The organism is Bacillus sp. I-2, assembly GCF_001974945.1.
In the GTDB taxonomy this organism is placed as follows: domain Bacteria; phylum Bacillota; class Bacilli; order Bacillales; family Bacillaceae; genus Bacillus; species Bacillus safensis.
Window position 1 is genome coordinate 509,699 of the sequence record NZ_LZRW01000022.1, and the last position, 15,130, is coordinate 524,828.

A 15,130-nucleotide genomic window follows, 5' to 3' on the forward strand; every position below is an offset into this window, starting at 1 on the left:
TTCTTTTTCATTTCTTGATTAGTACACTCTGCCAATTTCATTCACTGCTTTTTCTAAGCTTTTATCATACGCCTGAACCACTTTTTGATTTGTTTCAAATGCTCGGTAGGCCGTTGTCATATCTGTATATGATTTCGTCACATCCACGTTCGACAGCTCCGATACGCCTTGGCTTAACGTATAGGACATTTGACCGTTATTGACTGCACTTGGCAGTGGCTGGTTATCAGCTGTACGGTATAAATCATTTCCTTCACGCGCTAGGTTTCTTGTATCCATCGCAACACGTACATCGATTTGACCAAGATTTTGGCCATTTTCAGACACAGTACCATCTGCATTCACTTTGAAATTCTCACTCTGAACCGTAATCGGCTGACCTGTCACGGAAAGAAGGGCGCGTCCATTAATCGTCAGCTGATTTTGTGCGTTCAATGTAATGGAGCTACTTTTCGTATAACGAACGCCTTCTGGTGTGTTGACCGCATAAAATAGCGCTGATTTCTGATTGGTCTCCGGATTGATCGGCACATTATTTTCAACTAGTGCTACATCTGTTGTTTGATCTGTTGTTTTTAAAGTTCCCTGTGTAAATTGAGGGATTAATTCCTGCATATATGTCCCAGTATTGATTCCACCAATCGGCGATTGCAGTGGAACACTAAAGCCTTTGCCTGAAGATGTTTGGAAACGTCCTGATTCCATTCGGCTCAGCAGCATTTCTGGAAATGCACGCATTGCCCCTTCATCCGCTTTATAGCCTGGGGTATTCGCATTTGCGATATTATTTGAAAGCATTTCTGTCCGCCGCTCTTGAGCGATCATGGCAGATGTTGCGGTGTATAGTCCTTTTAACACGTGCTCACCTCATTCAAATTCTTTCACACGACCTAAACACAATCTTCTATGAAATATATCGGCTGATTAGCAGGGTTCTTTAATAAAAATCCCCCATTCTTTCTAAAAAGAATGAGGGAAATCATTAGCTGAGTTTACGCTTCGGCAGCTTGTCCATATTATCAAGCATCACGCCCGTACCAACTGCTACACAGTCCATTGGATTTTCAGCAACGAAAACTGGTACTTTCAGCTCTTCTGCAAGCAATTGATCAAGCCCGTTTAGAAGAGCTCCGCCACCTGTAATGATGACGCCGCGATCGATAATATCAGCTGATAATTCAGGCGGTGTTCTTTCAAGAACTTGTTTCGCAGCCTGAACAATCGCAGATACAGATTCACGCAATGCTTCTTCTACTTCTTTGCTTGTGACGGTAATCGTTCTTGGTAATCCTGTCACCATGTCTCGTCCACGAATCGAAATCTCTTCGTGACGTGCGTCTGGGAATACCGTTGCAACTTGGATCTTAATATCCTCAGCCGTGCGCTCACCGATCAACAGCTTGTACTCTTTTTTAATGTAGTTTAGAATTTCCAGATCAAATTTGTCTCCAGCCATTTTAATAGAAGAGGCGGTTACAATGTCACCCATTGAGATGACAGCGATATCTGTCGTTCCGCCTCCAATATCTACGACCATGTTTCCACTTGGCTGAAAAATATCCATACCAGCACCAATCGCTGCTACTTTTGGCTCTTCTTCAAGAAATACATGCTTACCACCACTTTTTTCAGCAGCTTCTTTGATCGCCTTCTGCTCAACAGATGTAATATTTGTCGGGCAGCAGATGAGCATACGCGGCTTAGAGAACAGCCCTTTCACATTTAATTTGTTAATAAAATGCTTGAGCATCGCTTCAGTTACTTCAAAATCAGCGATTACGCCGTCTTTTAATGGACGAATCGCAACAATATTCCCAGGCGTACGTCCAACCATACGTCTAGCCTCTTCTCCAACAGCCAAAACTTTCCCGCTGTTTTTGTCAAGAGCTACCACAGATGGTTCATTTAACACAATTCCTTTTCCTTTGACATGAATCAGTACATTTGCAGTACCAAGATCAATTCCAATATCCCTAGCAAACATCTATATATATCCTCCTTGAAAATCTGTTTCCATAGCAAATACCACATTCTGCCCTAATTATATATTCTATCATAATTTGCAGAAAAAAAGATATTTCTTTACAAAAGTCTTTACAAAATTTGTGGTTAGAAACTACCGATATGAGGAAGATATATATATCATGTTTATGAACAAAGAACTAAGCTTACTGTTTCACAGGCTCGCCTTCTAAAATTTCTTCTTTTTTATACTTTAACTTGGTGGCTTCTCCTCCTCGCAAGTGGCGGATTGATTTATGATAATCCAGTATCTCCTTTACTTCATTAGCCAGATCTGGATTAATTTCTGGCAGTCTTTCTGTTAGATCCTTGTGTACAGTACTTTTAGAGACTCCAAATTCTTTCGCAATAACACGAACGGTTTTCTTTGTCTCCACGATATACTTTCCTATCTTGATTGTTCGCTCTTTGATGTAATCGTGCACACCACTCGACCTCCCTAAAATGGATGTGAGAAGTGTGAAATGAGATCCGTATGAAGATTATCCATTTTCAGCGGCGCTTGTTCGTCGTAATTTCTCATCCATTAGGTAGTAAATGCCAAACACGATCCCTCACCTCAAACACTCTCTTTGTCAGGTTTGTAACAGTGTATTAGCATTGAATAGGGAATATGCTAAAAATGAAGATGGGACAAGGGATTTATCAGAAAAGGCAAAACAAAAAATCATTTCGGGGCGCGAAAATTTCTACTTTACAAGAAAGGGTTCAGCACGTAAAATAGAAAAAGTGAATTTATTTACCTAGCTAAATATTTAAAAAAGGTGAGCATATGGATACGTTAAATAGAGAGTGTTTACATCAAATACATCAAGGCGCACGGCTGCTGTCTAAAAAGGCGAACGAAGCGCTTGCTGCTTATGACTTGTACATGTCCCAGTGGACTGTGCTTTTTTGTTTGGATACATTCGGCCCAAAAACCCAAAAAGACATCTGGACATATTTGAACGTCGAAGCACCGACCATCACCAGAACCGTCACCCGCTTAGAAGCAAACGGCTGGGTGAAACGTGTACAAGGCAAAGACAAACGTGAGAATCTGATCGTGATGACAGATGATGCAAAAGCCCGATTTGAAGAAATCAAACGCACGATGGAACAATTTGAAGAAGAATGTCTTTCAGATTTTACCTACGAAGAAAAACAACTCCTCCATACACTTTTACACAAATTATCAACTGAATAGGAAGTGACATACATCATGAACGAACGCATATGGACAAAAGATTTTATCATGATTGTCCTGGTGAATTTATTTACGTTCACCTCTTTTTATGCCCTTTTGACATTACTGCCCATTTACACAATGGATGAACTAAATGGAACAGAATCACAGGGAGGTCTCCTTGTGACGGTCTTCTTATTATCTGCTATTGTGACAAGACCGTTTTCTGGCGCCATTATTGAGAAATTCGGCAAAAAACGGATGGCGATTTTCTCTTCTACAGCCTTTGCCTTACTCACTTATTTATATATTCCGATTGATCAATTCCAAACGCTCCTTGTGCTGCGTTTCGTACAAGGGATCTTTTTTAGTATTTTGACGACAGTTGCCAGTGCCATTGCGGCTGATATGATCCCGAAACATAAACGCGGGGAAGGACTCGGATACTTTGTGATGTCTATGAACCTCGCTGTCGTCATCGGTCCGTTTATCGCACTGAATCAAGTAGGAAAAATAGGATTTCATTCCTTATTTCTTCTCTTTTCCATTATCGTGACGATCGGAGCTGCTTTTACGATGCTGATTAGACAGCCAGAGCCTGAAAACGGTGGAAGCATTGTCTTCCGATTCACGTTTTCGCATCTGTTTGAAAAAGGCGCATTAAAAACAGCGGCCGTCGGCATTATTATTTCCTTCTGTTATTCGCCGATTATTTCATTTATTTCAGTTTATGCCAATTCACTTCATTTGATGGGTGCAAGCAGTTATTTCTTTATTGTATTTGCGGCTGCAATGCTTGGATCACGTCCATTTACAGGCAGACTTTTTGACCGGGTTGGAGCTCACGTTGTGATCTATCCTTCGATTGCCCTTTTTGCCATTGGTTTATGGATGCTGACAGCGACACATTCCGCTACAATGCTTCTTCTATCAGGCGCTGTGATTGGACTTGGCTACGGATCGCTCGTGCCATGTTTACAAACACTTGCGATTCAGCACTCACCAGCTCATCGTACGGGATATGCGACGGCTACTTTCTTCACCCTGTATGATACAGGTATTGCTGCCGGCTCATTTGTCTTTGGACTCCTTGTCAGCTTCACAGACTTTTCAAATGTGTACCTCATTGCGGGTATTGTGGTCTTACTGAGTATGGGCGTTTTTTATTGGAGCGAACGAAAACCCCAGGAAGCAAAAGCACAAAAGATCTCCCTTTCAGAATAAAAGGGTACTATTTTAAACTTCGCCGGAAACATGCTAAAATATAGGATATTCCAAATAGAGCATAAAGGCTTTGTTGAAAAATAGTTAGCATTAAGCGAAAGTATAGGTGATGTTTTGAATTACGAATTGTTTAAAGTCATACACGGGATGGCTCACCATTCTGAGTTTTTAGATCAGGCCATGATCTTTATTACGAAAAAGGCCATTCTTGTGTACGCCCTTGTCTTATTGATTTGCTGGTTTTTAGGGAATCACAAATTTAAGAAGCATGTCTTCTTTTCCGGTGTAACAGGCATTGCAGCACTTATCGTCAACTTTGCCATTACATTGTTTCATTATGAAGAGCGGCCGTTTGTGGCGCATAAAGTCGACACACTCATCCCGCACTCAGCAGACGCTTCCTTCCCAAGTGACCATACAACAGGTGCATTGGCTCTTTCACTAGCCATTCGATCTCGTAATAAAAAGCTCGGCAATATCTTGCTCGTCTTTGGATTACTTACAGGATTCTCCCGCATCTGGGTCGGTCATCATTATCCATTTGATGTTTTAGGCAGCTTGGTCGTATCGATTGTGGTTGTCTTTATCATGAATAAATTATGGAAGTTCTTTGACTCTCCTATTGATCGCATCGTAACATTTTACGAGACAATTGTAGGGAAAATTTTCAGAAGGAAGACAAAGGATCAGGGCTCAGACCTGTCCAACTCTTAAGCGGCCTTGCGATAACGTGATGAAGATTCTTCTCTCACTTATCGCGCCGCTTTTTTTATTGGCTGTCTCCCTCTAATCATACTTGAAAAATAAAGACTGACGCCAATGCCAATAAGAGAAATGATGATCAACGTCCAGCCTAATTGCGCAAAATGAGCACCAGCAATTTCATCCCCAAACAGCATACCAAGCACAGCAGACGACAGAATAGAACCAAGGTAGCGGCATGTTTGAAAAAGTCCAGAGGACGTGCCAATCATTTGCTGAGGACTTGCCTTGAGCATCGCAGCTTGAAGCGCAACATTCCCAATCCCATAACTGAGCCCGAGCAGCGCTAGAACCAATCCTTTTCCCCATAATGGCGCAGGAATAAAAAAGAAAGTCATGGCAGACGCTCCAGCCAGCATCAATACTGCACTCGCTAAAACTGGATGGCGTTCATCCCCGCGATCCACCCACTTTCCTGTCAGCGGCGACACAATAATGCTCACCCCTGACATACACAGCATAAAAAGACCCGTCATCTCCACACGCCAGCCTAACTCATCCTGAAAATAACTCGGCAAACCAAAAAAGAGACAATAGAAAAAGATATTTAAAATGATAAATTGCACATACACAAGTGACAGCCGCTGCTCTTCTCTGAACATCCGTATTTGAATAAACGGTTCATCCACCTGATACTCCCACCAGATAAAAGCGCCTGCACTCAGGAGACAAAGAATGCCTTGAACATATTGAATGCCATCACCCAGTGATAATAAAAATGAAAGCAGGAGAACAATGCAGACGGTAAAAAGAAGCATCCCTGGCAAATCGAGTGTTCGCACAGTTTCGCCTATGCGCAGCTTTCTCTTCTTCTGCTCCTTCGGAAACAACAATAGACCGAGAAAGAAACTAATCAAAATAAACGGCAGATTCACTAAGAAGATAGCCGGCCAGCCGCCAATGGTCATCAGAAATCCGCCAAGCGTCGGTCCAAGCGCCGTCATCGCTGAAGCAAAAATGGACAATACCGCTAACGCCGAAGCCTGTCTTTCTTGAATATGATCCCGAATGAGTCCGACCCCAGAAGGATAAATGGCACTGCTTCCAATCGCCTGTAACAAACGGATCACAATCAGCACCGCAAACGTTGGGGCAAACGGCGCGCAAATGGCTGAGAGTGCGACAAGAACCAGACCGAATAAAAATAAGGTTCTCCGGCTCATCACATGATCCCCAATCCGGCCGCTCACTGGCTGTGTTACTGCACTGGCTAAATAAAAAGAAGAAATAAGCCAAGATACGGTCGTAAACGACAAACCGAATTCATGCTGAATTTGATGCAAGGCCAAAGAAATCATTGATGAATTCAGCGGATTCAACATCGTTCCAAAGGCAATAGCGGTTAAAAAAACTTTTCGATTGTCTCTCCACTTGTTCATACACTGACCTCCTTTTTGCAACCCTTTCGTTATTATGAGATTCATTTCCCTTTTTTACCCTAATCAATTCAAGTTCTCTCTTAGAAAAGCAAGACATACATTCTAAAAAGGACGATTGTTGGAATAACACATATAAAATTGAGAATATGAGGAACAAATGGTAAGATGCTACACATATTGAAAAGCCTACTTTCTCCTTATATGGAGAACGGCTGAAAAGGAGGAGAAGCTTATTATTAAAAAAAGACGGTTTTGGGTCCCAGCCCTTTTCTCGGTTGCAGTATTACTTCTGTCTTCGTGTGGTTCAAATGAAACAAATGGGAACGGAGATAAACGTAATTCTACAGCGAAAGGGTCGCCAATTTTGGAGGATGGAAAATTTATTTTTGCAGCATCAGGTGAATTTCATCCGTTTAGTTACATGGATGGAAATCAGATGTCCGGCTTTGATATCGACGTAGGCAATGCGATTAGTGACAAACTAGGTCTTGAACCTATACAGAAAAAATATAAATTCGCAGGCATCGTCGAAGGCGTGAAAGCAGGTAAATTTGATGCGGCAGTTGCAAGTCATACCATCAATGAGGAACGAAAAAAACACGTCCTTTTTTCTAAGCCCTATTACTACTCTGGTCCGCAAATTTTCACAAGACCCGGATCAGACATTCAGCATGCTGATGACTTAAAAGACAAAGAAATTGCTGTATCCAAAGGATCGTCCTACGCTGATATTGCTAAGGAACATAGCGGGCAAGAACCAAAATATTATGATAGTGATGTCGTCGCCTTAGAAGCACTGGCCAACGGAAAACACGATGCAGTCGTAACAGATTTCGCCACAGGTGCAGAAGCGATGAAGAAAAAATTGAACATCACAGCGCAGGAAAGACTCGGACAAAGTGAGCAGGCAATTGCTGTATCAAAAGAAAATGAACAGCTCATAAAAGAGATCAACGATGCGATTGACGCACTAAAAAAAGACGGAACATTAAAACAAATTAGCGAAAAGTACTTTGATGAAGACATCACGGTCAAACAAGATTAAAACCACGATTGTGCGCCCTTTTTATAGGCGCACTTTCTTCAAATGGAGATGATTGTTTTGCCTACCCTATCACACTTTTTTCAGACACTGATTGATTCAAGAGGTATTTTCTTAGAAGGAATGCTGATCACCTTACAGCTCACAGTGATCAGCATCTTCATCGGTATGTTCATCGGGCTTTTCTTTGCTTTATTGAAAATATCCCGCATAGCCGTTTTCGGTTATATCGCCAATGCCTATATCTTTCTTGTACGCGGAACACCACTTATTGTTCAAATTTTCATCCTATACTTCGGCCTCACAGAATTGAATATACCCGACTTCTGGGCTGCTTCCATTGCGCTCGCCTTTCATAATGGGGCCTATATAGCCGAAATATTTAGAGGTGCTATCCAATCCATCGATCAGGGGCAAAAAGAGGCAGGACGCTCTCTTGGCATGGGTCGTTTTTTAACAATGAGGCGCATCATTCTCCCGCAAGCGATGCGGCGTGCCCTCCCACCTCTTGGCAACCAGTTCATTATCGGCTTAAAAGACTCATCACTCGCCGCCTTTATCAGTGTCAATGAACTATTTAATGTCGCCACCACGCAAGGCTCCAACAGCTTTGACAATATGACGTATTTACTTGTTGTAGCCGTCTATTACTTAGTTCTTGTCCTGCTGTTAACATTCGCTGTCCAAACCTTTGAGAAGAAACTATCAGCCAGTGACCAATAGGAGGAGAAGCATGACAGAATCAAAGGAAATCATTCGTGTTGAAAAACTCAATAAATATTTTGGAGAGCTTCATGTTTTAAAAGATATCAATCTCACCGTTTATGAAAATGATGTGGTCGTCTTAATTGGCGCAAGCGGTTCTGGAAAAAGCACCTTGCTCCGCTGTATGAACTTTTTAGAAATAAAAAATGATGGAGACATTATCATTGATGGCAGTCCTGTTCATCCAAAGCGCGATCAATTAAACGAAATGAGACAAAAAATAGGGATGGTGTTTCAGCATTTTAATCTTTTCCCACACAAAACTGTGCTTGATAATATCATCGAAGCGCCTGTTATGGTGAAAAAAACAAAGAAAGCGCAAGCCATCGCTGAAGCCAGCGCCTTGCTAGAAAAAGTCGGGCTTGCGGATAAAGCCAACGTATATCCTTCTAAACTATCAGGCGGCCAAAAACAGCGTGTAGCCATAGCAAGATCCCTCGCCATGAAGCCTGATGTCATGTTATTTGACGAACCTACGTCTGCCCTTGATCCAGAGCTTGTAGGCGAGGTGCTGCAAACGATGAAAAGCCTCGCAAAAGAAGGCATGACCATGGTCATCGTCACACATGAAATGGGCTTTGCGAAAGAAGTTGCCGATCGTGTCGTCTACATGCACGAAGGCCGCATCGTCGAAGAAGGCGTCCCTTCGGAATTGTTTGATTCTCCTAGGGAGGAACGTACAAAACTGTTTCTTAGCTCCATTTTATAGGTCAAACGCCCTTCATTTTTAGTGCTTAACTTACGTTTTTGCTCATTTTTCACGAACTTTTCATCCATTTATATTGATCTTAACCAAAAAACCATGTCAGATAAACTTACATGTATATGTTATATATGACTTTTCTCTCTATAATGAAGAATTAAGAAAACAATAATTCTGAATGATTCGGGGGAATGCAGCATGCAAATGGGTGATACAGTATTTATGTTCTTCTGCGCACTACTCGTGTGGTTAATGACACCGGGTTTAGCTTTATTCTACGGAGGACTCGTGAGAAGTAAAAACGTGTTAAGCACAACCATGCACAGCTTAACGTCACTAGCGATCGTTTCAATCGTATGGATCGTATTCGGTTATTCCTTAGCGTTTGCACCAGGCAATGCATGGATCGGAGGATTAGACTGGGTGGGCCTGAAAGGCGTAGGCTTTGAGCCTGGTTCCTATAGTGAGACCATTCCACATTCATTGTTCATGATGTTTCAAATGACCTTTGCCGTCTTAACAACAGCCATCATCTCAGGGGCCTTTGCTGAACGGATTCGCTACTCAGCAGTCGTTGTATTTACACTTCTTTGGGTCACATTTGTATATGCTCCAGTCGCACACTGGGTATGGGGCGGCGGTTGGATTGGCGAGATGGGTGCGCTTGACTTCGCAGGCGGAAACGTGGTTCACATCTCATCCGGTGTTGCGGGTCTTGTCGTGGCGATTGTGCTCGGGAAGCGTAAAGAAGCAGCAAGCTCTTCTCCGCATAACTTGATCTACACCCTTCTTGGCGGAGCTGTCATCTGGTTTGGCTGGTTTGGTTTTAACGTGGGTAGTGCTCTTACATTAGACAGCGTGGCCATGTTTGCCTTTATTAACACCAATACAGCTGCTGCTGCAGGAATCATCGGCTGGCTGTTAGTAGAGTGGATGATCAACAAAAAACCGACCATGCTCGGCGCGATCTCTGGAGCCATCGCAGGTCTTGTCGCCATTACACCTGCCGCAGGCTTTGTTACACCGTTTGCTTCTATTATAATAGGAATCATTGGCGGAATCGTCTGTTTCTGGGGAGTCTTTTCACTCAAAGCCAAATTTGGCTACGATGACGCACTAGATGCATTCGGCCTTCACGGAATTGGCGGTACTTGGGGAGGAATTGCAACAGGACTTTTCGCCACAACTTCTGTCAATGACGGCGGAGCCAATGGCTTATTTTATGGAGATCCCAGCTTACTTTGGAAGCAAGTGGTCGCGATTGTTGCCACGTACGCTTTTGTTGCCGTTGTGACATACGTGATCATCAAAGTGGTCAATGTCTTCTTCAAAATTCGTGCAACCGAAGAAGAAGAATCAGTGGGTCTTGATTTAACCATGCACGGTGAAAAAGCTTATCAAGATTAAAGAAAAAGGGGTGTCTCTATGAGCAAAATGTATAAAGTGGAGATTGTCACACGTCCAGCTAATTTTGAAACATTAAAGGTGGAGCTTGGAAAGATTGGTGTCACCTCGATTACCTTTTCAAATGTACACGGCTGCGGCTTACAAAAGGGACATACAGAGCTATACCGCGGCGTCAAAAAAGAAAGCAACGTGTACGAACGATTAAAGATCGAAATCGTCCTAAGCAAAGTACCTGTCGAACAGGTCGTTGAAACAGCTCAAAAGGTACTTCGTACAGGCGAACCAGGGGATGGGAAAATTTTTATATATGAGGTAGCGAATACAATCAACATTCGGACAGGTGAAGAAGGACCTGCCGCCCTATAGTGTATCCTCCGCCACTCGGCGGAGGATCTTTTTAAGCAGAAAAAACCTCTGCATATTCATATACACAGAGGACCTTGTAAGACATTAAGATTGTTTTGTTTCTTCTGACTGACTGCTGTCTTTAGAGGAATCAGAAGACTTTTCTTGATCAGAGGATTTCCCCTTCTCATCAGACTTTTCTTCAGATTTTTCTCCAGCTGGCTCTTTGGCTTTATCTTCAGCAGCAGGTTCTTTCGTTTTTTCCTCAGTCTTTGGCTGAGCAGGTTCTTTTGCTTGTTCCGTCACTTCTTGCGCTGCTTTTTCAATTGTAGAAACAGGCTTGTCAATGAAGCTAAGCGGATTAAGCGCTAAACCTTCCATACGAATTTCAAAATGCACATGGTTGCCGCTTTCAGCACCATATAGATTTTTACCAGAAGCACCAATGACATCATTCTGCTTGACTTCATCGCCTTCTTTGACACTCAGTTGTGACAACGATTGATAAACAGTCGATAATCCATCTTCATGTTCAATTTCAACAACGTGACCAAGAACTGGATCTTTTTTCGCTTGAACCACTGTTCCACTAAGAGCAGCTGTGACATCAAACACTTTGCCATCTTTATCTGCAAGATCAATACCTTTGCTCAAGGTATAGGTGTTATTATAGTTTACAAGTGCTGCTTCTTTTTCTTTTTGGTCAGCATCTGCTTCATAGAACTTTTTCACGATAGAAACATTATCAGAATTCTGGACCGGCATTGCGACATTTTCAATTGGCTTTCCAACTTCAACGGCATCATCGCGCTGTTCTTGCCCTGTTTGATTTCCATCAGATAGTTGGTCTTTCACATCTTTTGATACAGCTTGATACCAAAGAACGGCTGTTAACACGACCGCTGCGCTGACCAAGTAAATAGCAGGGAATACCCAGCGCTTACGGAAAAATTGCTGAACTTTTGTGATTTTGGAAGTACGTTTCTTTTCTTCCTCTCTCATTTTTCATCACCTCAGCAACATTCTGAACACTTTTCAAAAAATATATACACACGAAATCATTTTTCTTTTTATTTTGCGCAATCGCATCAATAATATGTATGATAAATGAAAAAAAGATGGGGGACTTAATTGTGAAAACTTTCAACCGTATAGCAACAGAAGATGACCTCAAAGCCATCGTTGATATCTACAATTCAACCATTGCTTCAAGAGAAGTGACCGCTGATACAGAACCAGTTTCTGTCGAGGACCGCCGGCAATGGTTTTTGAATCATTCCAAGAAAAGGCCTCTCTATGTGAAAACAGATGAGGATGGAAATATATACGGCTGGCTCAGCTTTGAAACGTTTTATGGAAGGCCTGCATACAACGGGACCGTTGAAATGAGTATCTATTTAAACCAAGACTATCGAGGAAAAGGCTTAGGATCACTTTTCTTGCAAGAAGCCATTGATTTAGCACCCTCATTAGGCATTCGAACGTTACTTGCCTTTATTTTCGGGCACAACGAAGCCAGCATTCGACTATTTAAAAAGCACGGCTTTGAGACATGGGGCCACCTGCCACGCATCGCAGAAATGGACGGCAGCAGATACGATTTAGATATCCTAGGAAAAGAATTATAAAACGAGCGTCTTCTTGAAAAAGAGACGCTTTTTTTATGACGCAAGTCACAGCTGTAAAAAGTGTAGTAAAGAGAGAAACAATATAATCAATCAACATTCACTCTTCCTAAAGCACAACTTACTCAAGTATGATAAAGAGTGAATACATAAAGGAGTGAACACCATTGCAACAAACTGAGAAAATCATTCAATCTCTTCATTCAATCGTAAAGTGGGGAAAGGTTGGTAGTATCTTTCTCTATATTTCAGGCGGTCTGGCTATTCTTATTGGTTTTTGGCTTGTTCTTCCTGCAGCCCTTGGCGTCTTCCTCATTATGATGGGCATTCATGTACAAAAATCTGTAAAAGCAGCTGAACACTTGATTCAGGCTCCAGATACTTCTTACGAAGAATTATTAGAACAGTACGCTAAGATGATGAAAATGCAAACATTGTTTGCCATTTCAAGTATTGCCGCAGTTATTCTTTCATTCATTGCCATCGTTTTGATACTTATACTAGGCGGGTTAGCCTTCCTCCAAGAAATTCCTTATGATGTCCAGCAGTATGAAGGTGATTACGAACAAGAACTCGGTGACTTTTATTAATGGAGAGGGGTATCAATAGTCATTAGATACCCCTTTTGTTTTTATCATTTGACTTGGATCATTCTCCTATGCTTGACATTCAGTCTTGATCATTTTAAAATACAAATCGTAACTATTACGAATTAAAGGAGGATCCTATTACTTATGCGCGTGAATATTACGTTGGCCTGTACTGAAACAGGTGACAGAAACTACATCACAACAAAAAATAAAAGAACGAATCCTGACCGATTGGAGTTAAAAAAATATTCTCCTCGATTAAAGAAATATACCCTTCATAGAGAAACAAAATAAATTTTTTAGATTACAAATCGCAATGATTACTTTTTAAGCGAGGCGGAAAACAAAATGATCGTTTTCAAAAGGACAAAAACAAATGAATAAGCGTATACCTGTTACAGTATTAAGCGGCTTTTTAGGAGCAGGAAAAACAACGATATTAAATCATGTTCTTCAAAACCGCAAAGGATTAAAAGTGGCTGTGATCGTCAATGACATGAGCGAAATTAATATTGATGCAGAACTAGTCAAACAAGGCGGCGAGCTTTCTCGATCAGATGAGAAACTCGTTGAATTATCTAACGGCTGTATTTGCTGCACTTTGAGAGAAGACTTGTTAATCGAAGTAGAACGCCTTTGTAAAGCGGGTAATATTGATTATATTGTCATTGAATCAACCGGAATTAGTGAACCAATTCCCGTCGCTCAAACGTTTTCTTATATTGATGAAGAAATGGGTATAGATTTGACCCGCTTTTGCCGTCTAGATACGATGGTCACAGTAGTAGATGCAAATCGTTTCTGGACTGATTTCCAGTCAGGAGAGAGTTTATTAGATCGTAAAGAAGCGGTTTCCGATGACGACGAGCGAGAAATTTCCGATTTACTCATTGATCAAATCGAATTTTGTGACGTGCTTATTATCAATAAATGTGATCTAATATCTCCCTCTGAATTAGATCGACTTGAGCATGTGCTGAACAAACTACAACCAGAAGCATCTATCATCAAAACCTCAAAAGGTATAGTACAGCCAGATGACATTTTGAATACTGGTTTATTCGACTTTGAAAAATCAAGTGCTTCTGCTGGGTGGATCAAAGAAATCAACGCAGGACATGGTCAGCATACACCGGAAACAGAGGAATACCAAATTTCATCTTTTGTTTACGAAAGAAGACTCCCTTTTCATACTGGCAGACTGAATGCTTGGTTAGATCAAATGCCTGAGCAGATCGTTCGTGCGAAAGGTTTTACTTGGCTTGCCACACATCATGATTTAACCATTTTAATTTCACAAGCTGGGAAATCTGTTGCGATTGAACCAATTGCATACTGGATTGCTGCTTTGCCTGAACAAGAAAAAGCACGGATATTAAATCAGGAACCAGAGCTTCTAGATGAGTGGGACGCAGAGTTTGGTGATCGCCATACAAAACTTGTGTTTATCGGTGTAGATTTGCCTAAAGCAGAAATTATTCGTACTCTTGATCAATGCTTGCTCACACCTGAGGAATTTGATCAAGATTGGACTACATTTGAGGACCCCTTTCAATGGAAAATACAAAATTAGGCCAGGAGGGTTTTAATTGGCAAAGAAATCTAAGATTGCTAAAGAAAAAAAACGACAGCAGCTTGTATTGAAATATGCAGAATTAAGGAAAGAATTAAAAGAAAAAGGTGACTATGAAGCTTTACGAAAATTACCTAGAGACTCTTCCCCTACCCGCTTAAAAAACCGCTGTGAATTAACGGGCCGTCCCAGAGGTTATTTACGAAAATTCAAAATGTCTAGGATTGCTTTTCGTGAGCTTGCCTATAAGGGTCATATCCCTGGAGTGAAAAAATCGAGCTGGTAAAGAATGATTTGATCTTATCACAGCACTCGTAAAAGTAAAGCCGCACACAATGAGGGAAAATCTATTTTCCAATCTTTTTGAGGTGCAAAATAGCAATTTAAAAACCAGCAGAGATGGGACTGACCCCCGTTTTTGAGACAGGGATCAAAACACCTTTATAAAACAGCCAGTTGCCGAAACTCTTTTGGTGACTGGCTGTTTAATTTCAATTGAATTCGGATATTGTTATAATAATCAATATA

The 15,130-nt window shown here is 41.5% G+C and carries 19 protein-coding genes; 13 read left to right on the forward strand and 6 right to left on the reverse strand.

The window, feature by feature from the left end; all coding sequences use genetic code 11:
• Window positions 1–18: 18 nt before the first annotated feature.
• The 3 genes from BAE31_RS08875 to spoIIID all read right to left on the reverse strand — a co-directional run bounded on the left by BAE31_RS08875 (window position 19) and on the right by spoIIID (window position 2,447).
• Entirely contained in the window at window positions 19–858 is an 840-nt protein-coding gene (locus BAE31_RS08875) for a flagellar hook-basal body protein (protein WP_061110178.1), read from the reverse strand.
• 124 nt (window positions 859–982) lie between these two features.
• Window positions 983–1,984, reverse strand: a complete 1,002-nt coding sequence (gene mbl, locus BAE31_RS08880) for a cell shape-determining protein Mbl (protein ID WP_007497573.1) — start codon at window positions 1,982–1,984, stop codon at window positions 983–985.
• Between the two features lie 184 nt (window positions 1,985–2,168).
• The gene (gene spoIIID / locus BAE31_RS08885) at window positions 2,169–2,447 is read right to left on the reverse strand and encodes a sporulation transcriptional regulator SpoIIID (protein WP_008343327.1); all 279 of its coding nucleotides are present in this window, start codon (window positions 2,445–2,447) and stop codon (window positions 2,169–2,171) included.
• A 347-nt stretch (window positions 2,448–2,794) separates the two neighbouring features.
• On the opposite strand from spoIIID, the gene BAE31_RS08890 reads away from it, so the two are divergent.
• The 3 genes from BAE31_RS08890 (at window position 2,795) to BAE31_RS08900 (ending at window position 5,125) form a co-directional block, all read left to right on the forward strand.
• The gene (locus BAE31_RS08890; protein WP_024423697.1) at window positions 2,795–3,208 is read left to right on the forward strand and encodes a MarR family winged helix-turn-helix transcriptional regulator; all 414 of its coding nucleotides are present in this window, start codon (window positions 2,795–2,797) and stop codon (window positions 3,206–3,208) included.
• Between the two features lie 15 nt (window positions 3,209–3,223).
• Window positions 3,224–4,411, forward strand: a complete 1,188-nt coding sequence (locus BAE31_RS08895; protein WP_076840227.1) for an MFS transporter — start codon at window positions 3,224–3,226, stop codon at window positions 4,409–4,411.
• Window positions 4,412–4,525: 114 nt separating this feature from the next.
• Entirely contained in the window at window positions 4,526–5,125 is a 600-nt protein-coding gene (locus tag BAE31_RS08900) for an undecaprenyl-diphosphatase (protein ID WP_024423699.1), read from the forward strand.
• A gap of 38 nt (window positions 5,126–5,163) precedes the next feature.
• Here BAE31_RS08900 and BAE31_RS08905 read toward each other — a convergent pair whose 3' ends face one another.
• Window positions 5,164–6,552: an MFS transporter gene (locus BAE31_RS08905; RefSeq protein ID WP_076840229.1), complete on the reverse strand. Its 1,389-nt coding sequence runs from the start codon at window positions 6,550–6,552 to the stop codon at window positions 5,164–5,166.
• Window positions 6,553–6,751: 199 nt separating this feature from the next.
• Here BAE31_RS08905 and BAE31_RS08910 point away from each other — a divergent pair, with 199 nt between their 5' ends.
• The 5 genes from BAE31_RS08910 to BAE31_RS08930 all read left to right on the forward strand — a co-directional run bounded on the left by BAE31_RS08910 (window position 6,752) and on the right by BAE31_RS08930 (window position 10,835).
• Entirely contained in the window at window positions 6,752–7,597 is an 846-nt protein-coding gene (locus BAE31_RS08910) for a transporter substrate-binding domain-containing protein (protein WP_225315515.1), read from the forward strand.
• 42 nt (window positions 7,598–7,639) lie between these two features.
• Window positions 7,640–8,317, forward strand: coding sequence for an amino acid ABC transporter permease (locus BAE31_RS08915; RefSeq protein ID WP_080652918.1), 678 nt, complete (start codon window positions 7,640–7,642; stop codon window positions 8,315–8,317).
• A gap of 10 nt (window positions 8,318–8,327) precedes the next feature.
• Window positions 8,328–9,068: an amino acid ABC transporter ATP-binding protein gene (locus tag BAE31_RS08920; protein WP_076840231.1), complete on the forward strand. Its 741-nt coding sequence runs from the start codon at window positions 8,328–8,330 to the stop codon at window positions 9,066–9,068.
• Window positions 9,069–9,260: 192 nt separating this feature from the next.
• A complete protein-coding gene (locus BAE31_RS08925; protein WP_024426325.1) occupies window positions 9,261–10,469 on the forward strand; it encodes an ammonium transporter in 1,209 nt (402 codons plus the stop codon).
• A gap of 18 nt (window positions 10,470–10,487) precedes the next feature.
• A complete protein-coding gene (locus BAE31_RS08930) occupies window positions 10,488–10,835 on the forward strand; it encodes a P-II family nitrogen regulator (protein ID WP_024423704.1) in 348 nt (115 codons plus the stop codon).
• 84 nt (window positions 10,836–10,919) lie between these two features.
• Here BAE31_RS08930 and spoIIQ read toward each other — a convergent pair whose 3' ends face one another.
• The gene (spoIIQ, locus tag BAE31_RS08935; RefSeq protein WP_076840233.1) at window positions 10,920–11,816 is read right to left on the reverse strand and encodes a stage II sporulation protein SpoIIQ; all 897 of its coding nucleotides are present in this window, start codon (window positions 11,814–11,816) and stop codon (window positions 10,920–10,922) included.
• Between the two features lie 116 nt (window positions 11,817–11,932).
• On the opposite strand from spoIIQ, the gene BAE31_RS08940 reads away from it, so the two are divergent.
• The 5 genes from BAE31_RS08940 (at window position 11,933) to rpsN (ending at window position 14,888) form a co-directional block, all read left to right on the forward strand.
• Window positions 11,933–12,442, forward strand: a complete 510-nt coding sequence (locus BAE31_RS08940) for a GNAT family N-acetyltransferase (protein ID WP_076840234.1) — start codon at window positions 11,933–11,935, stop codon at window positions 12,440–12,442.
• 164 nt (window positions 12,443–12,606) lie between these two features.
• A complete protein-coding gene (locus tag BAE31_RS08945; protein ID WP_024426331.1) occupies window positions 12,607–13,029 on the forward strand; it encodes a DUF5362 family protein in 423 nt (140 codons plus the stop codon).
• Window positions 13,030–13,173: 144 nt separating this feature from the next.
• Window positions 13,174–13,323, forward strand: coding sequence for a 50S ribosomal protein L33 (gene rpmG / locus BAE31_RS08950; protein WP_024423713.1), 150 nt, complete (start codon window positions 13,174–13,176; stop codon window positions 13,321–13,323).
• An 82-nt stretch (window positions 13,324–13,405) separates the two neighbouring features.
• On the forward strand, window positions 13,406–14,602 hold the full coding sequence (locus tag BAE31_RS08955) for a GTP-binding protein (protein WP_076840236.1): 1,197 nt from the start codon (window positions 13,406–13,408) through the stop codon (window positions 14,600–14,602).
• A 16-nt stretch (window positions 14,603–14,618) separates the two neighbouring features.
• Window positions 14,619–14,888: a 30S ribosomal protein S14 gene (gene rpsN, locus BAE31_RS08960; protein WP_025093900.1), complete on the forward strand. Its 270-nt coding sequence runs from the start codon at window positions 14,619–14,621 to the stop codon at window positions 14,886–14,888.
• Between the two features lie 155 nt (window positions 14,889–15,043).
• Here rpsN and BAE31_RS19470 read toward each other — a convergent pair whose 3' ends face one another.
• A complete protein-coding gene (locus tag BAE31_RS19470; RefSeq protein ID WP_434702602.1) occupies window positions 15,044–15,127 on the reverse strand; it encodes an IS3 family transposase in 84 nt (27 codons plus the stop codon).
• Window positions 15,128–15,130: the final 3 nt, after the last annotated feature.